General features: G+C 66.7%; 17 protein-coding genes. 12 read left to right on the top strand and 5 right to left on the bottom strand.

Annotated features, from left to right (window positions below):
* Positions 1-2 precede the first annotated feature (2 nt).
* Together KVT39_RS21770 and KVT39_RS21765 are read left to right on the top strand one after the other, a co-directional pair.
* Entirely contained in the window at positions 3-608 is a 606-nt protein-coding gene (locus KVT39_RS21770; protein WP_027783292.1) for a TetR/AcrR family transcriptional regulator, read from the top strand.
* Positions 609-852: 244 nt separating this feature from the next.
* Entirely contained in the window at positions 853-1,500 is a 648-nt protein-coding gene (locus KVT39_RS21765; RefSeq protein ID WP_165948032.1) for a GNAT family N-acetyltransferase, read from the top strand.
* A 71-nt stretch (positions 1,501-1,571) separates the two neighbouring features.
* Here the strand turns inward: KVT39_RS21765 and KVT39_RS21760 are convergent, their stop codons facing one another.
* Entirely contained in the window at positions 1,572-2,096 is a 525-nt protein-coding gene (locus KVT39_RS21760; protein WP_034183959.1) for an Lrp/AsnC family transcriptional regulator, read from the bottom strand.
* Positions 2,097-2,309: 213 nt separating this feature from the next.
* Between KVT39_RS21760 and hppD the strand changes: the two genes are divergently transcribed.
* Complete coding sequence (hppD, locus tag KVT39_RS21755; protein WP_034183958.1) at positions 2,310-3,407, top strand: 4-hydroxyphenylpyruvate dioxygenase; 1,098 nt, start codon at positions 2,310-2,312, stop codon at positions 3,405-3,407.
* Positions 3,408-3,539: 132 nt separating this feature from the next.
* Here hppD and KVT39_RS21750 read toward each other — a convergent pair whose 3' ends face one another.
* Positions 3,540-3,734: a hypothetical protein gene (locus tag KVT39_RS21750; protein ID WP_175748175.1), complete on the bottom strand. Its 195-nt coding sequence runs from the start codon at positions 3,732-3,734 to the stop codon at positions 3,540-3,542.
* Positions 3,735-4,051: 317 nt separating this feature from the next.
* Between KVT39_RS21750 and KVT39_RS21745 the strand changes: the two genes are divergently transcribed.
* Positions 4,052-7,642, top strand: coding sequence for an indolepyruvate ferredoxin oxidoreductase family protein (locus KVT39_RS21745; protein WP_217590165.1), 3,591 nt, complete (start codon positions 4,052-4,054; stop codon positions 7,640-7,642).
* 139 nt (positions 7,643-7,781) lie between these two features.
* Here the strand turns inward: KVT39_RS21745 and KVT39_RS21740 are convergent, their stop codons facing one another.
* Positions 7,782-10,052 (bottom strand): NADP-dependent malic enzyme, encoded by a 2,271-nt coding sequence (locus tag KVT39_RS21740; protein ID WP_034183955.1) that lies wholly within the window; start codon positions 10,050-10,052, stop codon positions 7,782-7,784.
* A gap of 458 nt (positions 10,053-10,510) precedes the next feature.
* Between KVT39_RS21740 and KVT39_RS21735 the strand changes: the two genes are divergently transcribed.
* The 7 genes from KVT39_RS21735 (at position 10,511) to KVT39_RS21705 (ending at position 18,019) form a co-directional block, all read left to right on the top strand.
* On the top strand, positions 10,511-11,197 hold the full coding sequence (locus KVT39_RS21735) for an orotate phosphoribosyltransferase (RefSeq protein ID WP_034183954.1): 687 nt from the start codon (positions 10,511-10,513) through the stop codon (positions 11,195-11,197).
* Positions 11,198-11,437: 240 nt separating this feature from the next.
* Positions 11,438-12,031, top strand: a complete 594-nt coding sequence (locus KVT39_RS21730; RefSeq protein ID WP_034183953.1) for a YbhB/YbcL family Raf kinase inhibitor-like protein — start codon at positions 11,438-11,440, stop codon at positions 12,029-12,031.
* Positions 12,032-12,256: 225 nt separating this feature from the next.
* Positions 12,257-12,829 (top strand): flavodoxin family protein, encoded by a 573-nt coding sequence (locus tag KVT39_RS21725; protein ID WP_105393540.1) that lies wholly within the window; start codon positions 12,257-12,259, stop codon positions 12,827-12,829.
* Positions 12,830-12,983: 154 nt separating this feature from the next.
* Entirely contained in the window at positions 12,984-13,934 is a 951-nt protein-coding gene (gene argC, locus KVT39_RS21720; RefSeq protein ID WP_105393539.1) for an N-acetyl-gamma-glutamyl-phosphate reductase, read from the top strand.
* 431 nt (positions 13,935-14,365) lie between these two features.
* Positions 14,366-15,787, top strand: coding sequence for a DUF2957 domain-containing protein (locus tag KVT39_RS21715; RefSeq protein WP_175748179.1), 1,422 nt, complete (start codon positions 14,366-14,368; stop codon positions 15,785-15,787).
* Between the two features lie 140 nt (positions 15,788-15,927).
* Positions 15,928-17,169, top strand: coding sequence for a DUF2957 domain-containing protein (locus tag KVT39_RS21710; protein ID WP_217590164.1), 1,242 nt, complete (start codon positions 15,928-15,930; stop codon positions 17,167-17,169).
* Positions 17,170-17,185: 16 nt separating this feature from the next.
* Positions 17,186-18,019, top strand: coding sequence for an OmpW family protein (locus KVT39_RS21705; protein WP_034183948.1), 834 nt, complete (start codon positions 17,186-17,188; stop codon positions 18,017-18,019).
* A 193-nt stretch (positions 18,020-18,212) separates the two neighbouring features.
* Here KVT39_RS21705 and KVT39_RS21700 read toward each other — a convergent pair whose 3' ends face one another.
* Complete coding sequence (locus KVT39_RS21700; protein WP_034183947.1) at positions 18,213-19,142, bottom strand: LysR family transcriptional regulator; 930 nt, start codon at positions 19,140-19,142, stop codon at positions 18,213-18,215.
* A gap of 97 nt (positions 19,143-19,239) precedes the next feature.
* Here KVT39_RS21700 and KVT39_RS21695 point away from each other — a divergent pair, with 97 nt between their 5' ends.
* Positions 19,240-20,523 carry an MFS transporter gene (locus tag KVT39_RS21695; protein WP_034183946.1) on the top strand — a complete coding sequence of 428 codons (1,284 nt, stop codon included), beginning with the start codon at positions 19,240-19,242 and terminating at the stop codon, positions 20,521-20,523.
* 85 nt (positions 20,524-20,608) lie between these two features.
* Here the strand turns inward: KVT39_RS21695 and KVT39_RS21690 are convergent, their stop codons facing one another.
* Positions 20,609-21,250, bottom strand: coding sequence for a LysE family translocator (locus tag KVT39_RS21690; protein WP_034183945.1), 642 nt, complete (start codon positions 21,248-21,250; stop codon positions 20,609-20,611).
* Between the last annotated feature and the right edge of the window lie 61 nt (positions 21,251-21,311).

Raw genomic sequence — 21,311 nt, 5'->3', positions numbered from 1 at the left:
CCATGGCCCGTACCCGAGCGCCCGACCACGAATCCCAGCGTGAGCAGATCCTCGATCTCGCCGCCGAGAAATTCGCGCAGACGAGCTACCCGAGCACGTCGATGTCCGATCTCGCGACCGCGAGCGGCACGTCGAAGGCACGCCTTTATCACTATTACGAGAGCAAGGAAGCGATCCTGTTCGACCTGCTCGACCGCTACACGAAGCGGCTGATGCTGATCATCGCCGAGGTCGAAGGGGCGAGCCAGCGGCGCGGCCTCAGCGAGCGCGACGCGTTCGCGGAGCTCGTGCGCGCGTTCCTCTCCGAATACGAGACGTCGCACAGCCGTCACGTCGCGCTGCTCAACGACGTGAAGTACCTCGAGGACGCGCAGCGCGAGATCGTGCTCGACCGCCAGCGCGATATCGTCGCAGCGTTCACGCGGCAGCTCGCGCGCGCGTACCCTGACCGTATCTCGAAGGAAAACCAGACATCCGTGACGATGATGGTGTTCGGGATGATCAACTGGACGTTCACGTGGCTGAAGCCGGGCGGCCGTCTCGGCTACCGCGACTTCGCCGAGCAGGTGATCGACCTGATCGAACGCGGGCTGTCGACGGCGGCCTGATTGCCGCACAGCAGCAAGCGTTGCAGGGCGGGTACACTGCGGCGGCCCGTCGCGCATTTCATATGATGAATTTTAAATCCGTTCAAAATCAAATAGATACAGGATTAACTAAGCGGATTTAGAATTCATCCTCCAGCATAAATAAGGTTAAATACGGGTTTTCCCCAATCCAGGGGCCGACGGTCGGGTAAAATGCTGTTGCGTTGCACAACCCGCTGTACGGTCACATATTGAGGAACCCACGATGAACACGCAATTGAACGGCAATGCCGATGTCGTCGGCACCGCCGGTAGTGCGCCGGTTCTCGTCAGGGAACTGGCTTCCAAAGACCGTGAGCAGATGCTCACCCACTTTCTCTCGCTCGACGAAGAGGACCGCCTGCTGCGCTTCGGCCAGATGGTGCCCGACCACGTGATCGAGAACTATGTCCGCACGATCGACTTCGGTCGCGACACCGTGTTCGGCGTGTTCGACCACGAACTCGAACTGATCGGCGTCGGCCACCTGGCCTACCTGCCGGCCGAGGGCGACAAGCGCACGGCCGAATTCGGCGTGTCGGTGCTCGAAAGCGCACGCGGCCGCGGCGTCGGCTCGAAGCTGTTCGAGCGCGCGGCGATCCGCAGCCGCAACACGCACGTGACGATGCTGTACATGCACTGCCTGTCGCGTAACGCGACGATGATGCACATCGCGAAGAAATCCGGGATGCGCATCGAGTACGCGTACGGCGAAGCCGATGCGTACCTGTCGCTGCCGCCGGCCGACCACTCGACGATCATCGCCGAGATGCTGCAGGAACAGGCCGCGGTGTTCGACTACGCGCTCAAGCGCCAGGCGCACCGCACGTCGAAGTTCATCGAATCGCTGATGCCGACCGCGCTGACGGCGTAACATCGGCCGACCGGGCGCGCTGCTGCGGCACGCCCGGCCCCCTTTTCCCCTTCCTCCGCCATCGGCGCGCGCTAGCGCACCGAACGAATCGGCAACGCCGTCGTCTCCTTGAAGCATTCGAGCGAAAAGCTCGTCTTCACGTCGATCACCGACGGGTGATGCAGCAAGTGCTCCTGCACGAAGCGGGAGAAATGCGCCATGTCCTCGACCTGCACGCGCAGCAGGTAATCCATGTCTCCCGTCATCGCGTGGCACGCGACCACTTCCGGCCAGGTCTGCACGGCCGCGCGAAACAGCTCCGCGTGGGTCGCGCCCGCGCGGGCCGACGTCTCGTCGGCCCGCACCGGCGCCAGGCCGCCGCGCTTCTCGAGCCGCACGCTCACGTACGCGAGCAGGTCGAGCCCGAGCTTCTGCGGATCCAGCAGCGCGACATAGCCGGTGATCACGCCGATCTCCTCGAGCCGCCGGATCCGCCGCAGGCACGGGCTCGGCGACAGACTCACGCGCTCGGCGATCTCCTGGTTCGACAGGCGCCCGTTCTCCTGAAGAATCGCGAGGATCCGCCGGTCGATGGCATCCAATTCGGCTTGCGCCATCTTCTGCCCTCCAATGATTGTTTAGAGACTGGAAATTGCGTCATCGTAGGCACGGACGATTAAGTTCGCAAGTTTCCGCTCGCGGCCGCCCGCTACACTTTGTCGCACGTACCGATTCGTTGCGCACGCCGACGCGTGCGCAGCCTTCGACATCGAACCGGGCCGGGCACGCGCACGTCGCCCCGGCCGATCGCCCCGCACAGGAGACACGACATGCAGATCCCCAACTGGGACAACCCCGTCGGCACCGACGGCTTCGAATTCATCGAATACACGGCGCCGGACCCGAAAGCGCTCGGACAACTGTTCGAACGGATGGGTTTCACCGCGATCGCGCGCCACCGCCACAAGGACGTGACGGTCTACCGCCAGGGCGACATCAACTTCATCATCAACGCCGAACCCGATTCGTTCGCGCAACGCTTCGCGCGCCTGCACGGCCCGTCGATCTGCGCGATCGCATTCCGCGTGCAGGACGCCGCGAAGGCATACAAGCACGCGCTCGAACTCGGCGCATGGGGCTTCGACAACAAGACGGGCCCGATGGAGCTGAACATTCCGGCGATCAAGGGCATCGGCGATTCGCTGATCTACTTCGTCGACCGCTGGCGCGGCAAGAACGGCGCGCAACCGGGCGCGATCGGCGACATCAGCATCTATGACGTCGACTTCGAGCCGATCGCCGGCGCGAACCCGAACCCGGTCGGTCACGGCCTCACCTACATCGACCACCTGACGCACAACGTGCATCGCGGCCGCATGCAGGAATGGGCCGAGTTCTACGAACGCCTGTTCAACTTCCGCGAAGTGCGCTACTTCGACATCGAAGGCAAGGTGACGGGCGTGAAGTCGAAGGCGATGACGTCGCCGTGCGGCAAGATCCGCATTCCGATCAACGAGGAAGGCTCGGACACGGCCGGCCAGATCCAGGAATACCTCGACGCGTACCACGGCGAAGGCATCCAGCACATCGCGCTCGGCACGAACGACATCTACGGCGCGGTCGACGGCCTGCGCGGCAAGGAAGTGAAGCTGCTCGACACGATCGACACGTATTACGAGCTGGTCGACCGCCGCGTGCCGAACCACGGCGAATCGCTGGACGAGCTGAAGAAGCGCAAGATCCTGATCGACGGCGCGCGCGACGACCTGCTGCTGCAGATCTTCACCGAGAACCAGATCGGGCCGATCTTCTTCGAGATCATCCAGCGCAAGGGCAACCAGGGCTTCGGCGAAGGCAACTTCAAGGCGCTGTTCGAATCGATCGAGCTCGACCAGATCCGCCGCGGCGTCGTGCAGGACAAGGCCTGACGCGTCCGGCGAGCGGCGGCCCGGGGCAACCGGGCCGGCCGCACGATCCGGCGGCACAAAGAAAAAGGGCGGGAATCCGACGATTCCCGCCCTTTTCACATTCCGGCGCGGCCTGCCGGCCGCGCGACCGGATCAACGCGCGTTCGCCTTGGACTCGACGACGCATTCTGCCGCCGGCTGCGCGACGGCATCCTGGGCCGGCACGATCTGACGCATCTGCACGCCGGCTGCCGCCAGTGCGCTCGCGCCTTGCGCGCGCACCGGGCCGGTCATCGCGAAAAACGCGGCGGACACGATCAGGAAACTCTGGATATGACGTGTGTTCATTGCACCTCCTGTAAAACTGCCGGCGCCTCCCCGATTGCGTCGAAACGAACCAACGCGGCCGGGCACCTCCGGCAGGCCGACAAGATTAACGGCATTTGCCCGCAGATGGAGCCGGCTTTACATGCATTTACATGATGTAACGCATGGTCAAGCCCTTTTTCCTGGTGCGCCGCCGCATTCCGGCCGATGGGCGGCGGGTTTGCCCCAGTGCTACCATCGCTTAAAACCGGCCAATATGCCGGCCACTGTCGACGCGTTCACAAGACGCCGGAGCAGTCGAGTTTTGGTGATCCCAAACTGGGTGGAGGAGACTGTTAATGAATGCCCCGCTAGACGCAGGCCAACGCGCGTCGCTAGAAGCCGCGCTGAAGTCCGTCACGCTTGATGACAAATACACACTGGAACGCGGCCGCGCGTACATGAGCGGCATCCAGGCCCTCGTGCGCCTGCCGATGCTCCAGCAGGAACGCGACCGCGCCGCCGGTCTCAATACGGCCGGCTTCATCTCCGGCTATCGCGGCTCTCCGCTCGGCGGCCTCGATCTGTCGCTCTGGAAGGCCAAGCAGTACCTGGCGGCCCACCAGATCGTCTTCCAGCCCGGCATCAACGAAGATCTCGCCGCCACCGCCGTGTGGGGCTCGCAGCAGGTGAACCTGTACCCCGGCGCAAAGCACGACGGCGTGTTCGGCATGTGGTACGGCAAGGGCCCGGGTGTCGACCGCACCGGCGACGTCTTCAAGCACGCGAACTCGGCCGGCTCGTCGCAGCACGGTGGCGTGCTGGTGCTCGCCGGCGACGACCACGCGGCGAAATCGTCGACGCTCGCGCACCAGTCCGAGCACATCTTCAAGGCCTGCGGGCTGCCCGTGCTGTTCCCGTCCAACGTGCAGGAATATCTCGATTTCGGCCTGCACGGCTGGGCGATGAGCCGCTACTCGGGCCTGTGGGTCGCGCTCAAGTGCGTGACGGACGTCGTCGAATCGTCGGCGTCGGTCGACATCGACCCGCATCGCACCGAGATCGTGCTGCCGACCGACTTCATCATGCCGGACGGCGGCCTGAACATCCGCTGGCCCGACCCGCCGCTCGTGCAGGAAGCGCGGCTGCTCGACTACAAGTGGTACGCGGCGCTCGCCTATGTGCGCGCGAACAAGCTCGACCGGATCGAGATCGATTCGCCGAGCGCGCGCTTCGGGATCATGACCGGCGGCAAGGCGTACCTCGACGTGCGCCAGGCGCTGACCGACCTCGGTCTCGACGACGAAACCTGCGCGCGGATCGGCATCCGGCTCTACAAGGTCGGCTGCGTATGGCCGCTCGAAGCGCAGGGCGCGCAGGCATTCGCGCGCGGCCTCGACGAAATCCTCGTCGTCGAGGAAAAGCGCCAGATCCTCGAATACGCGATCAAGGAAGAGCTGTATAACTGGCCCGACGCGCAACGGCCGCGCGTGTTCGGCAAGTTCGACGAGAAGGACGGCGCCGGCGGCGAATGGTCGGTGCCGATGGGCAACTGGCTGCTGCCCGCGCACTACGAACTGTCGCCCGCGATCATCGCGAAGGCGATCGCGACGCGCCTCGAGAAGTTCGAGCTGCCGTCCGACGTGCGCGCGCGCATCGCCGCGCGGCTCGCGGTGATCAACGCGAAGGAAATGGCGCTCGCGAAGCCGCACGTGCAGACCGAGCGCAAGCCGTGGTTCTGCTCGGGCTGCCCGCACAACACGTCGACCAACGTGCCGGAAGGCTCGCGCGCGATCGCCGGCATCGGCTGCCACTACATGACCGTGTGGATGGACCGCAGCACCAGCACCTTCAGCCAGATGGGCGGCGAAGGCGTGCCGTGGATCGGCCAGGCGCCGTTCACGGACGAGAAGCACGTGTTCGCGAACCTCGGCGACGGCACCTATTTCCACTCGGGCCTGCTGGCGGTGCGCGCGGCGATCTCGTCGAAGGCGAACATCACCTACAAGATCCTCTACAACGATGCGGTCGCGATGACGGGCGGCCAGCCGGTCGACGGCGTGCTGACGGTGCCGCAGATCACGCACCAGCTCGCGTCCGAAGGCGCGAAGAAGATCGTGATCGTCACCGACGAGCCGGAGAAGTACGACAGCCAGAAGGCGCTGCTCGCGCCGGGCGTGACGATCCATCACCGCGACCAGCTCGACGATGTGCAGCGCGAGCTGCGCGAGATCGCCGGCACGACGATCCTGATCTACGACCAGACCTGCGCAACCGAGAAGCGCCGCCGTCGCAAGCGCGGCACCTATCCGGACCCGGCCAAGCGCGTCGTGATCAACGAAGCGGTATGCGAAGGCTGCGGCGACTGCTCGGTGCAGTCGAACTGCCTGTCGGTCGAGCCGCTGGAAACCGAGTTCGGCACGAAGCGCCAGATCAACCAGTCGAGCTGCAACAAGGACTTTTCGTGCGTGAAGGGCTTCTGCCCGAGTTTCGTCACGGTCGAGGGCGGCCAGTTGAAGAAGCCGAAGGCGGTTTCGGTCGACGGCGCTGCGCTGCCGCCGATCCCGGAACCGACGCTGCCGGACATCGACCGCGCGTACGGCGTGCTCGTCACGGGCGTCGGCGGCACGGGCGTCGTCACGATCGGCGCACTGCTCGGAATGGCCGCGCACCTTGAGAACAAGGGCGTGACCGTGCTCGACGTCACGGGCCTCGCTCAGAAGGGCGGCGCCGTGATGAGCCACGTGCAGATCTCGCATGCGCCGACCGACATCCACGCGACGCGGATCGCAATGGGCGAAGCCGACCTCGTGATCGGCTGCGACGCGATCGTCACGGCCGGCGACGAGTGCACGTCGCGGATGCGGCACGACGCGACACGCGTGGTCGTCAACAGCGCGCAGACGCCGACCGCCGAGTTCATCAAGAACCCGACCTGGGCGTTCCCCGGCGTGTCCGCGGAGAACGACATCCGCGCGGCGGCAGGCGTTGCCGTCGATTTCATCGACGCGAACCGCTTCGCGGTCGCGCTGCTCGGCGACGCGATCTACACGAACCCGTTCGTGCTCGGCTACGCATGGCAGAAAGGCTGGCTGCCGCTCACGCTCGCGTCGCTCGAACGCGCGATCGAGCTGAACGCCGTGTCGGTGGAGAAGAACCGCGCGGCCTTCGACTGGGGCCGGCGCGCCGCATACGACCTGGCGAGCGTGAAGCAGGCCGCGGCCGGCGATGCGCGCCCCGCGCAAGGCGCCACGGTGATCGCGCTGCACACGAAGAAGGCGGTCGACGCGCTGATCGCGAAGCGCGTGGAATTCCTCACCGCGTACCAGAACGCCGCGTACGCATCGCGTTATGCGGCGTTCGTCGACAAGGTGCGCGCGGCCGAGCGCGCGCTGGCGGACGGCGACACGATGCAGGAGCAACTGACCGAAGCGGTCGCGCGCAACCTGTTCAAGCTGATGGCGTACAAGGACGAATACGAGGTCGCGCGGCTGCAGTCCGATCCGGCGTTCCTCGCGCGCCTGTCCGCGCAGTTCGAAGGCGACTGGAAGCTGAAGTTCCACCTCGCGCCGCCGCTGTTCGCGAAGACGGACGCGCACGGCCATCTCGTGAAGAAGGCGTACGGCCCGTGGATGATGTCGGCGTTCCGGCTGCTCGCGAAGGCGAAGTTCCTGCGCGGCACGGGGCTCGACCTGTTCGGCCGTACCGAAGAGCGCCGCACCGAGCGCGCGCTGATCGGCGAGTACGAAGCGCTGATCGGCGAAGTACTTGGCAGGCTGAACGCGGCCAACCGTCCGCTCGCACTCGAGCTCGCGGCGCTGCCGGACGGCATTCGCGGCTACGGCCACGTGAAGGAGAACAACCTGCGCGCGGTTCGCACGAAGTGGAACACGCTGCTCGCGAAGTGGCGTTCGCCGGCGGGCGGCCAGTCGCACCAGCAGGTCGCGTAACGGCGCGCGGCGGGCATTCGCAGCTCGGACGCCCGCCCGCGCCGGTAGCGATTCACGATAAAAAAAACGCCACGGGACGCAGGTTCCGTGGCGTTTTTCATTGCGCCGCGCCTGAAGCGCGGCGCACGCGGGCGCGAACTTACTTCGTGTTCACGTTCGCGGCGGCAACGGCCGTCATGTTGATGATCCGGCGCACGGTCGCGGCCGGCGTCAGGATGTGGACCGGCTGCGCCGCGCCGAGCAGGAACGGGCCGACCGTCACGCCTTCGCCGCCGACCATCTTCAGCAGGTTGTACGCGATGTTCGCCGCTTCGACGTTCGGCATGATCAGCAGGTTCGCTTCGCCCGACAGCGTCGTGCCCGGGAAGGCCTGCTTGCGGATCACTTCCGACAGCGCCGCGTCGCCGTGCATTTCGCCGTCGACTTCCAGGTTCGGCGCACGTTCGACGATCAGCTTGCGAGCCTCGGCCATGCGGCGCGACGACGACGACGGCGCGCTGCCGAAGTTCGAGTTCGACAGCAGCGCGGCCTTCGGCGTGATGCCGAAGCGCTCGATCTCGGCCGCGGCCTGGATCGTCATGTCGGCGAGCTGTTCGGCGCTCGGTTGCTCGTTCACGTACGTGTCGCACAGGAACAGGTTGCGGCCCGGCAGCATCAGCAGGTTCATCGCCGCGAAGTGCTCGGCGCCCTTCGCACGGCCCAGCACCTGCTCGATGAACTTCAGGTGGCTGTGGAACGTGTCGATCATCCCGCAGATCATCCCGTCCGCGTCGCCCAGGTGCACGAGCATCGCGCCGATCAGCGTGTTGAACTTGCGCATCGCGGCCTTCGCGACTTCCGGCGTCACGCCGTCGCGCGCGGCGATGTCGTGGTACGCCTGCCAGTAGCGGTGGTAGCGCGTGTCGTCTTCCGGATTGACGATCTCGAAATCGACACCGGCCTTCAGCTTCGAGCCGATCTTCTGCAGGCGCATCTCGATGACCGACGGACGGCCGACGATGATCGGCTGTGCGATCTTTTCCTGCAGCACGAACTGCGCGGCGCGCAGCACGCGCTCGTCCTCGCCCTCGGCGAACACGATGCGGGCCTGCTTCTTCTTCGCGGTCGCGAACACCGGGCGCATCACCATGCCGGTGCGGTAGACGGTCGCACCGAGCTGCTCGCGGTACGCGTCCATGTCCTGGATCGGACGCGTCGCGACGCCCGAATCCATCGCGGCCTGTGCGACGGCCGGCGCGATCTTGATGATCAGGCGCGGGTCGAACGGCTTCGGAATCAGGTATTCCGGCCCGAATTCGAGCGAGTGGCCTTCATACGCCTTCGCGACTTCCTCGCTCTGGTCGGTTTCCTGGGCCAGCTCGGCGATCGCGCGCACGCACGCGAGCTTCATTTCTTCCGTGATCGTCGTCGCGCCGACGTCGAGCGCGCCGCGGAAGATGAACGGGAAGCACAGCACGTTGTTGACCTGGTTCGGGTAGTCCGAACGGCCGGTCGCGACGATCGCGTCCGGGCGCACGGCCTTCGCGTCTTCCGGGCGGATTTCCGGTTCCGGGTTCGCGAGCGCCAGGATCAGCGGCCGGTCGCCCATCGTCTTGACCATGTCCTGCTTCAGCACGCCCGCGCTCGAGCAGCCGAGGAACACGTCCGCGCCGACGATCGCATCGGCGAGCGTGCGCGCGTCGGTCGTGGCCGCATAACGCTGCTTCGACGGATCGAGATTGCCGCGCCCTTCGTAGATCACGCCCTTCGAATCGGCGACGAGGATGTTCGACTTCGTCAGGCCGAGGTTCACCAGCAGGTCCAGACACGCGATGGCCGCGGCGCCGGCGCCCGAGCACACAAGCTTCACTTCGGACAGCTTCTTGCCGACGACCTTCAGGCCGTTCAGGATTGCGGCCGACGCGATGATCGCGGTGCCGTGCTGGTCGTCGTGGAAGACGGGGATCTTCATGCGCTCGCGCAGCTTCTGCTCGATGTAGAAGCATTCCGGCGCCTTGATGTCCTCGAGGTTGATGCCGCCGAGCGTCGGCTCGAGCATCGCGATCGCCTCGACGAGCTTGTCGGGGTCGGACTCCGACAGTTCGATGTCGAACACGTCGATGCCCGCGAATTTCTTGAAGAGGCAGCCCTTGCCTTCCATCACCGGCTTCGCGGCGAGCGGGCCGATGTTGCCGAGACCGAGCACGGCCGTGCCGTTCGTGATGACGCCGACGAGGTTGCCGCGCGACGTGTACTTCTGCGCGTCGAGCGGATCGGCGTGGATCGCCTCGCACGCGGCGGCGACGCCCGGCGAATACGCGAGCGACAGATCGAGCTGGTTCGACAGCGGCTTGGTCGGGGTGACCGAAATCTTGCCGGGTTTCGGGTTCAGGTGATAAGCGAGAGCGGCCTGCTTCAGTTGTTCGTCCATGATTGACCTGCGAGAGACATGCGAAATTTTGACGGTTCAGTACACAGCACCTTCGGCCGCGTCTGCTTGAATCGAGGGGATGGTCGACTGCGAGACGGCACGCGACGCGCCGGGTCGGCACGCCATCGAACCTTGGCGGGTGGCAAGAGGAAAGTACAAAGTACTGAACGATTTCTAAGGGTCGCCTAGTGTACACCCCGCGCATGACACATGTTGGTGCAGCGCCGCATCCCCGGCATCGCATCGGAGCGATCCGCCCCCGTTTGTTTCGCCGGTGGCGGGCGGCATCGCGAACCCGCGCGAATTCCGCCGAAAACCGGCCTGAATCGGGTAAAATAGCCGGCTACGCGCGCAGCGATGCGATCGGCCTTCCGATCGCGCCCCCAGCCCCCGGCCGGGTTCCCGTGCTGCGCCACCGGGCCCGCGCCCGCTCCTCGCTCAACACCCAAGGAATGCCCATGACAGGCTACGATCGTCAGTCGATCTCGGATACGACCGCCAAAATCCTGCTCGAAGTGCAGGCGGTGCACTTCAACGCCGAAAAACCGTTCATCTTCACGTCCGGCTGGGCAAGCCCCGTCTATATCGACTGCCGCAAGCTGATCTCGTATCCGCGCGTGCGCCGTGCGCTGATGGAAATGGCGGAAACGACGATCACGCGCGACATCGGCTTCGAGCAGATCGACGCGGTGGCGGGCGGCGAGACGGCCGGCATCCCGTTCGCGGCATGGATCGCGGACCGGATGATGGTGCCGATGCAGTACGTGCGCAAGAAGCCGAAGGGTTTCGGCCGCAACGCGCAGATCGAAGGCCATCTGGAAGAAGGCTCGCGCGTGCTGCTGGTGGAAGACCTGACGACCGACAGCCGCAGCAAGATCAACTTCGTCAACGCGCTGCGCACCGCGGGCGCGACGGTGAACCACTGCTTCGTGCTGTTCCACTACGACATCTTCAAGGAAAGCGTGTCGGTCCTCAAGGACATCGACGTCGACCTGCACGCGCTGGCGACGTGGTGGGACGTGCTGCGCGTCGCGAAGGCTTCGGGCTACTTCGAGACGAAGACGCTCGACGAAGTCGAGAAATTCCTGCACGCGCCGGCCGAGTGGTCGGCCGCGCACGGCGGCGCGACGGGCGCCCAGGAGTGACGCCGCGCCGGCACGCATGCCGGCGCCCCGGCTGAAAAAGCCGCCTGCTTCATCGCAGGCGGCTTTTTTTCGTCCGTCGTTCCGCGCAAGAACCGGTCGCGACCGCGGGTCGCGGTGTGCATCGCTCATCGAACCCTAATGCTAGACTTGATCCATCGCCGCCATCAGCTACGCGGGCAACGCACAACGCCAACAACGCCGGGAGCATCGGTCCGGCCCACGTGACGGGAGAAGCGCCATATGCGTGTGGATCGCCGGATCACTCCGCCTGCGCCATCGGGTCGCCCGTCTCCGTTCATCGCTCTCCTCGTTTGCACCGCCGTCTTCGCGGCGCTGCCCGTTCATGCGGAAGGCCCGTTCATCGTGTCGAGCGACGACCTGACGCCCGGCGGCCCCGTCCGCGCCGCGAACGTGTTCGACCGCGGCGACTGCAAGGGCAAGAACCACTCGCCGCAGCTCGCGTGGCACAACCCGCCGCCCGGCACGCGCAGCTACGCGGTCACGATCTTCGATCCCGACGCGCCCGGGCGCGGCTGGTGGCACTGGGCCGTGGCGGGCATCCCGGCCACGGTCACGAGCCTGCCCGCCGACGCGAGCGCGTCCGGCTTCCTGCGGCGCATCGGCGCGATCGAGGCGCGCAACGACTTCGGGATCGACGGCTACGGCGGCCCATGCCCGCCGCCCGGCAAGCCGCACCGCTACGTGATCACCGTCTACGCGCTGAAGGGCGACGACCTGCGCATCGCGCAGGGCCGACCCGCGCCGATGTTCGAGCACGAGATCGGCACGCTCGCGATCGGCAGCGCGCAATTCACGGTCAGCTACGGGCAGTGACGGCAGTAGCGGGCACCACGCGACGCCACGCCGCCACGCCGCGTGCCGGCCGCCGCGAATTTCAGTGCGCCGCATGCGCGCGTTTTCCCGTCATTTCGGCTTGCTAGACTCGTCGTCACCGGTCGCGGCATCACACGCCGCGCATCGGTCGCGCCGCCCGCCGGCGACGCGTGACCCGGCAGGCCGCTGCGGCTGCCGTTCCCGTCCCTTTCCGGAGAACGCTTCATGTCGAACATCGTCATCGTCTATCACAGCGGCTACGGTCACACGCAGAAACTGGCCGAGGCCGTTCACGCGGGCGCGCAGGACGCCGGCGCGGCCGTACGCCTGATCGCCGTCGGCGACCTCGACGACGCGGGCTGGGCCGCCCTCGACGCGGCCGACGCGATCGTCTTCGGCGCGCCGACCTACATGGGCGGCCCGTCGGCGCAGTTCAAGCAGTTTGCCGACGCGACGTCGAAAGCGTGGTTCACGCAGAAGTGGAAGGACAAGATCGCCGCGGGCTTCACGAACTCCGCGACGATGAACGGCGACAAGTTCTCGACGATTCAATATTTCGTCACGCTGTCGATGCAGCATGGGATGGTGTGGGTCGGCACGAGCCTGATGCCGGCCAACTCGAAGGCGGCCACGCGCAACGACATCAACTACCTCGGCGGCTCCACGGGCCTGCTCGCGCAGTCGCCGGCCGATGCGACGCCCGACGAAGGCCCGCTGCCGGGCGACCTCGAGACCGGGAAGGTATTTGGCCGGCGCATCGCCGAAGCGACGGCCCGCTGGGTTGCCGGCAGCCGCTGAGCCCGCCCCGGCGCCCGCGCCGTCACGCATCAAAGGGACACAAGACGGCCCGCCGGCCGTCTTTTTTTCGCCCCGCGCGGTGCAGGCGCGCCAGATGACGTCTTAAAATGGCGGTCTCCGGGCGCGGGCCCCCGTTTCATCCAGTGAGAGCGAAATGAGCACCAAAGTTTTTGTCGACGGCCAGGAAGGCACGACCGGCCTCAAGATCTTCGAATACCTGTCGGCGCGCAACGACATCGAGATCCTGCGCATCGATGAGGCGAAGCGCAAGGACGTCGACGAGCGCCGCCGCCTGATCAACGCGTCGGACGTCACGTTCCTGTGCCTGCCGGACGTCGCGTCGCGCGAATCGGCGTCGCTCGTCGAGAACCCGAACACGACGCTGATCGACGCGAGCACCGCGTTCCGCACGAGCGCCGACTGGGCCTACGGCCTGCCCGAACTGACCCGCGCGCAGCGCGAGAAGATTCGCACGTCGAAGCGTATCGCGGTGCCTGGCTGCCACGCATCGGCCTTCGTGCTCGCGATGCGTCCGCTCGTCGATGCGGGCATCGTCGCGCCGACGTTCGCCGCGCACAGCTACTCGATCACCGGCTACAGCGGCGGCGGCAAGTCGATGATCGCCGACTACGAGAACGCGGCGCCGGGCGGCAAGCTCGCGAGCCCGCGCCCGTACGCACTCGGCCTCACGCACAAGCACCTGCCGGAAATGGCCGCGCACACGGGCCTCGCGAACCCGCCGATCTTCACGCCGATCGTCGGCCCGTTCCTGAAGGGCCTCGCGGTGACGACCTACTTCACGCCCGAACAGCTCGCGAAGCGTGCGACGCCGCAGGACGTGCAGCGCGTGTTCGCCGAGTACTACGCGGACGAAGCGTTCGTGCGCGTCGCGCCGTTCAACGCGGACGCAAACCTCGATGGCGGCTTCTTCGACGTGCAGGCGAACAACGACACGAACCGTGTCGACCTGTTCGTGTTCGGCAACGAAGAACGCTTCGTCACGGTCGCGCGCCTCGACAACCTCGGCAAGGGTGCGTCGGGCGCCGCGATCCAGTGCATGAACCTCAGCATCGGCGCGGCCGAGGATGCGGGCCTCACGCGCTGATCATCCTCTCTTGCGATGCAAAGCCGGCCGCTGGCCGGCTTTTTATTTACCCATATCAGGCAATAAATAAAATTCTGTTCGCGCATTTACAATTATTTACAAGCTTTCCATTGCGCGATTACCAGCGAATTAATTGCCCCCTTCTTTCTCCAGTCAATCCCGAATAGGGATAAACCGGATACCGCCCGCTTTAAACGCCACCGTTATACGCGCGAAGGCTCTTCGACAGCCTCCCGGGCGCGGCACATCCCCCACTCCGGCAGCTTTCGGCAGCCCTTCATCCGTTTTAATTCTTACCGAATGCCATGTCGGACAAGGATTAAAAACACGGCATCCGTTTCAATCGCCTTTTTTAGACGAGTTCATCAATTGACAGCAAAAATCAAGGCAGCGACATTAGCTCGCACAATTAAACGATTGGAGACAGCGGCATGTCGCACGCCTTATCGAAGGGGGTGGCAACGGCCTTTGCCATTGCCCCTTTCCTGGTTGCCTGTGGTGGGGGGGATTCCGGCGGCGCGCTCGCGCCGATCAATGCGCCCCAATGTTCCGGATCGAGCTGCGGCACGCAAGGGCCGCCGCCGTCACAGCCCGTCAACGGTTCGCTGTGTCCGGCCAACGCCGACATCGTGAAGAGCACGTATCTCGGCGGCGCCGGTAGCGGCGAGATCGTCAGCGTCAACATCGACGCGGTCGCGATGACGTACACGCTCAAGTGGCTCGAATCGCCGATTCCGCTGAAGACGGGCACCGTCACGCCCAGCCGCGTCGGCACGACGATCACCGGCAAGGTCATCCACCCGCCGACCGGCACGCTGCCGACCGCCGAGCAGACGCGCTGCGCGTTCGTTCTCACGCCGGGCACGGGCCCCGCGCCGGACGGCTCGACCTATTCGACGGCCGCCGACTTCAACCAGGCGAACCCGCCGATGCTGCTCGTCGGCATGGGTGTCGCGGGCGGCGGCATTCCCGGCGCGACGATCCAGTACGACGGGCTGACGATCATCCCGGGCGTCGTGCAGAACGTCGGCCAGGTGCCGAACCGCCACTTCGATTTCTATCCGTTCCTCGGCTTCGCGAACACGACGACCGACCTGTCGAAGCTGCCGGGCACGTACAACGCGCTGATCTACCACCTCGTGCCGTCGGGCAACTACGCGACGAAGGGATCGAACTCGAGCGAGACGTTCGATGCGAACGGCGCGTGCACGTCGTCCGGTTCGGGCGGCTGCCAGACGACCGGCGATCCGTGGAAGACGAGCGCGAACGGCGGCTACTTCGACAGCACGAAGGCACCGCAGACGCTGCCGCAAACGCAACTGCCGATCGTCGGCGCGACCGGTAAATCGGCGACTGCGCACATGGTGATCGGCCAGCTCAACGGCGCGACGGTGCCGGTGATCGTGCGCACGGGCAACGTGAACCTCGGTACGCCGCCGCTGCACCTCGACGCGCAGGTCGACGACGAATCGGGCATCGCGGTGCTCGGCGCGGCGACGGCGATCACGTCGGGCTCGATCGACGGCGGCTACGCGGGTGCGGACTCGAACTTCAAGTACACGGCCGCCCTGATCCGCGGCAGCAACGCATCGTTCATCAACCCGACCACGCAGGCCGAGGAAGACGGCTTCACGCTCGACTACGGCCAGGCGACGCCGGGCCTGCTGAACGCGAAGACGACGCCGCCGAGCGGCGCGACCTACCCGTCAGCATCGGGCGTGGTGATCGCAACGGGCGGGCTGTACGCGGCACTCGTGCAGGGCACGGTGAACGGCGGCGTCACGTCGACGTCGTCGAACTCGACGACTTCGTCGACACCGTACTTCGGCGTGGGCGCGCAGATCAGCAAGTAGCGATCGAGGACGCGGCGGCGGCACACCCGCCGCCGCGCGACGGACGAAGCGCGCGGCACCGCGTACGCAGGACGAGCACAAGCAACAGAAGCGGCCGACAGGGAGCTGGCCGCCACACAAGACAAATCTGGAGGAGCAACATGAAGCGCAACCTCATTCTGGCGGCGGCCTTTGCCGCCCCCCTTCTTTCCGCATGCGGCGGCGGCAGCGACAACCCGCCCCCGCTCGTCGAAGACCGGCTCTGTCCCGCGTCGCTCGACTACAGCACCGTGTTTACCGGCGGCGCGGGCAGCGGCGAACTCGCCAAGGTCCAGCTCGACACGACCAAGATGACCTGGCAGGTGACGTACGTCGAATCGGCGGTTCCGCAAAAGACCGGTACCGTCGTGCCGACCCGCGCGGGCACCGTCGACAGCGGCACGCTCACGCAGGAAACGCTGCTGCCGACCAACAAGCTGAACCAGTGCGCGTTCCGGCTGAACGGCGCGAGCCTCGACTCGACGCGCCCGGCACGGATCTTCGTCGGCTTCGGCGTCGCCGGCGGCACGATTCCCGGCAAGGAAATCCAGTTCGGCGGCGTGCTCGGCCAGGCCGCGGTGCCCGACACGAAATTCCCGTACTACCCGTTCATCGGCTTCTCGTCGATCGAGACCGACATCACGAAAGTCGCGGGCACGTACAGCCATGTCGGCTTCGGCGAGGTGCCGTCGCAGAACTTCGCGCCCGCGTCGATCGACGCGAAGGTGACGATCAACGCGGACGGCTCGTGGACCAAGTGCGACACGACCGGCCAGTTCGCCGGCGGCGCGTGCACGCAGCAGGGCACGAACTTCGTGCAGTCCGCGGACGGCAGCGGCGCGTTCCAGTCGAACAACTACCGCAGCCAGCTGAAGCCGACGCTGTCGGCGACGCCGCAGGGCAAGGGCTTCATGATCGTCGGCAAGCTGCGCAACCAGCTTGTGCCGATTCTCGTGCGCACCGGTGTCGCGAATCCGAACCCGACGCCGGACAGCAACGGCGTGCCGGGCCTCACCGCCGACGACGAATCGAGCATCTCGATCCTCGCGCCGCAGACGGCGGTCGCGGCCGGCTCGCAGAACGGCGAGTACATCGGCGTCGACAGCGAGTTCAACTACCGGACCACCGCGCTGATCAACACCCAGGCGACGCTGCTCGATCCGTTCCAGCCGTCTCAGGCATCGCTCACGCGAGTGCTCGACCTCGACTACACGCAGAAGGTGCCGGGCACGGTCACGACGATCCACACGGGTTCGGGCAGCACGTCGCCGACCGGCAAGTTCATCTTCTCGGGTGGCGTGTTCGGTTTCCTCGATAACGCGGGATCGACGCCGTATTTCACGATCGGCGCGTTCGTCCAGTAAGCGGAGGGAAGCCGTGATGAAGAAAACCCTTCTCTGCGCGGCGGCCGGCGCCGCCGCACTGGCGCCGCTCGCGGCGCATGCGCAGAGCGCCGGCAGCAACGTCGTCACGCTGGGCTGGTTCCACGTGATGCCGCAGCAGAGCAGCACGCCGATGACGACCAACGTCGCGCCGACGCCGATCAACACGCCGCTGCGGCTGCCGCCGTCGTTCACGTCGCCGGGCACCGGGTTGCGCACGAGCGGCGCCGACACCGTCGGCCTGACGATCAGCCACTTCCTGACCGACCATATCGCGGTCACGTCGGTGGCCGGCGTGCCGCCGGTGTTCAAGGTGTCGGGCCAGGGCACGATCAAGCCGCCCGGCCCGGCCGGCGCGCTCGGCACGCAGAACATCGGGCTGGCATCGGTCAACCCGATCGTGAAGAGCGTGCGGCAGTGGAGCCCGGCCGTGCTGCTGCAGTACTACTTCGGGCAGGCGACCGCGAAGTTCCGGCCGTTCCTCGGCCTCGGCGTGTCGTACAACTGGTTCAGCGACCTGCAGCTCAACACGAACTTCATCAAGCAGACGCAGGACAACCTCGGCGCGATTCTCGCGGCGGGCGCGGGCAAGCCGGGGACGACATCGGTGGAGGCGAAGGCGTCGTCGTCATGGCAGCCGGTGTTCAACGCGGGCCTGCAGTACAACATGACCGAGCATTTCGGGCTGATCGCGTCGGTGACGTATATCCCGCTGAAGACGACGTCGACGGTGACGATCAAGGCGGCCGACGGTTCGGTGCTGGCCGAGTCGAAATCGGACCTGAAGGCCGACCCGATCATCAGCTACGTCGGGATGACGTACAAGTTCTGAGCCCGGCGACGGACGACGAATGGAAAGAATGGAACGCCGCGGCAAAATCGCAGGCAAAAAAAAGCCCGCCTAAGAGGCGGGCTGAATCCATATCAGAGGAGACATGGAGGAGACAGGTGCCACTATAGCGAATCGGTTTCCGCAATGCAACATTTCCGTAGAGAAAATAAGGATTTTCCCTCGAACGCCGGCTCTAAATCGCTTCGCTGGCTTCTGACCCCTTCCCGATCTCCCCGTCCAGCACCTCGGCCAGCGCGTCGCGCAGCAGCGCGACGGGCCGCACCAGCCGGCCCGGCAGCGCGCCGTGCACGATCCATACGTTGATCCGCGTCTCCAGCCCCGCCGTTTCCACCACCCTCAGCGCATCGCGATGCGCGCTGCGCGCCAGCGCGTTCGGCGGCGCGATCCCGATGCCGGCGCCGCGCGCGACGAGCGACAGTTGCAGCTCCGAGCCGAATGCCTCGACCGCGACGTCGAACGGCAGTCCGGCCGCGCCGAGCGCGCGGCTCAGCGCCGAGCGCATCCCGCAGCCGTCCTGGCTCAGCACCCACGGAAAACCCGACAGCGTGTCGAGCGACAGCGGACCGTCCGGCAGCGGAAAGTCGCGCGCGGCGACGAGCACCGTCGGTTGCGTGGCGAGCAGCGTCGCGGTGAACGCGTCGGGCAGCACCGCGCTCGCCGGCACCATCACGGCCGCGACGTCGAGCGTGCCGCGCTCGATGCCCTGCATCAGCGCCGGCGACCAGCCGGCCGTCACGCGCAGCGTCAGGCGCGGGAACGCGTCGCGCAGCCGGTCGATCGGCCGCTCGAGCGCCAGCTCGGACAGGAACGGCGGGACGCCGATGCGCAGCTCGCCCGACGGCTCGCTGTCCGGCGCCCCCGCCGCCATCAGTTCGTCGACCGCGCCCAGCACGTTGCGCGCGAGCGCATAGACGTCGCGCCCGGCGGCGGTCGGCTTCAGCGGCTTGCTCTGTCGTTCGAGCAGCGGCATGCCGAGCAGCGTTTCGAGATTCTGCACGCGCCGCGTCAGGCCCGGCTGCGTCAGGTGGAGCTTTGCGGCCGCGGCGACCATCGACCCGCTGTCGACCACCGCGACGAACGCCAGGAGATCACGCGTATTCAAAACAAACTCGCATAATCATGTTAGACATATTTCAATTGTCGCATAAACATCAGCCACCTACGATGGGAGTTCCTTCGACCCGCACCCCAGGCTTCCGATGAACTGCCCTGCCGACTCCCGTCCCGCCGCCGTTCGCACGCCCGCCGACGCGCCGCCCGCGCTGAGCGCGGGCATGACGCTGTTCTTCGCCGCGACGGTCGGCGTGATCGTGATGGACCTGTTCGCCGCGCAACCGCTGACCGGCCCGATCAGCGCCGACCTGCACCTGCCGGCGGGCCTCGCCGGCCTCGTCGCGATGCTGCCGCAACTCGGCTACGCGGCCGGGCTCGTGTTGCTCGTGCCGCTGGTCGACCTGCTCGAGAACCGCCGCCTGATCGTCGCGACGCTCGTTGCATGCGCGGCTGCGCTCGCGCTGCCCGCGTTCACGCGGTCGGGCTCCGTGTTCCTGCTGGCGACGCTCGCAGCCGGCGCCGCGTCGAGCGTGATCCAGATGCTGGTGCCGATGGCCGCGTCGATGGCGCCCGAAGCGCAGCGCGGCCGCGCGGTCGGCAACGTGATGAGCGGGCTGATGCTCGGCATCCTGCTGTCGCGGCCGCTCGCGAGCCTGATCGCGGGCTCGGCCGGCTGGCGCGCGTTCTACGCGCTGGCCGCGCTCGCGAACGCGGCGATCGCCGTCGTGCTCGCGCTGCGCCTGCCGTCGCGCACGCCGTCGATCACGGCCGGCTATCGCGCGCTGCTCGCGTCGATGGGGCGCCTGCTCGCCGACGAACCGGTGCTGCGCCGGCATGCGCTGTCGGCCGCGCTCGCGATGGCCGCGTTCAGCGCGTTCTGGACCGCCGTCGGGCTGCGGCTCGCGCAGCCGCCGTTCGGCCTCGACCTGCACGGGATCGCGCTGTTCGCGTTCGCCGGCGCCAGCGGCGCGATCGTCACGCCGCTCGCCGGCCGCGCCGGCGACCGCGGATACGGCCCTGCCGCGCAGCGGATCGCGCACGGCACGATGCTCGCGGCGCTCATCGTGCTCGGCATCGCGGGCGCCGGCTGGTTCGGCTTCGACGCGCATGCACATCGCGGTCTCGCACTGGCGCTGCTCGCCGGCGGCGCGGCGCTGCTCGACGCGGGTGTCATCGTCGACCAGACAATCGGCCGCCGCGAAATCAACCTGCTGAGCCCGGCCGCGCGCGGTCGCCTGAACGGACTGTTCGTCGGGCTGTTCTTCGTCGGCGGCGCGCTCGGCGCGGCGCTCGCGGGCAGCGCGTGGGCATCGGGCGGATGGAGTGCGGTGTGCGGCGTCGGGTTCGCGTTCGCCGGTGCGGCCGCCGCATTCGGCCTCTCGGCCGGGCGCCTGGCCGGCGCGGCGGCGTCGACTCGCCCGCGTGCATGAGCGAACGTGAAGCGGACGCAAAAAGACGAACGCCCCGCCCCCTTGCGAGGGACGGGGCGTTCGGCGCGCCTGAGTCAGCCCGGGATCAGTGACGGACCAGCGCCATCATCGCGCCGAAGCCGACGAACAACCCGCCCGTCAGCCGGTTGAAGATCTTCGCGACGCTCTGGCTCTTCAGCGTCGCGCCGATGCGCGTGCCGAACGATGCGTAGACGAGATACCAGCTCACCTCGATCACCGCGAACGTGACGACGAGGATGCCGAACTGCGGCAGCGTCGGCTCGGCCGCGTTGATGAACTGCGGCAGCAGCGCGGCCGCGAACAGGATCGCCTTCGGGTTGCTGCCCGCGACCAGGAAGCCGTTGCGGAACAGTACCCAGCGCGATGCCGACGCAGCCTGGCGCGACACGGTTTCGACGTCGGCGGCCGACGGCGCATCGTCGACGCGCGCCCGCCACGCCTTCACGCCGAGATAGATCAGGTAGGCCGCGCCCGCGAAGCGCAGCGCGTTGAACATCGTCGGCCACGCTTCGAGAAACACGCCGAGGCCCGCCGCCGATACCGACAGCATCAGCACCAGCGCGCTCAGGCAGCCGGCCATCGTCGCCGACGAGCGCCGCAGCCCGTGCCGCGCGCCATGCGTCATCACGAGCAGCATGTTCGGGCCCGGAATCGCCGACACGACGAACACCGTCGCCACGAAAAGCCACCACGTATGCAAGTTCATGCCCGCCTCTGCGTGAAAGAAAGTAGAAAGACGAAACGCCGATTATGCCGTGCGCGCCGCG

The sequence above is a fragment of the Burkholderia sp. GbtcB21 genome (assembly GCF_019091065.1).
In the GTDB taxonomy this organism is placed as follows: Bacteria; Pseudomonadota; Gammaproteobacteria; order Burkholderiales; family Burkholderiaceae; genus Burkholderia; species Burkholderia pyrrocinia_C.
Note: the sequence above shows the minus strand (reverse complement) of the source record. Positions and strands in the feature narration are given on the sequence as shown.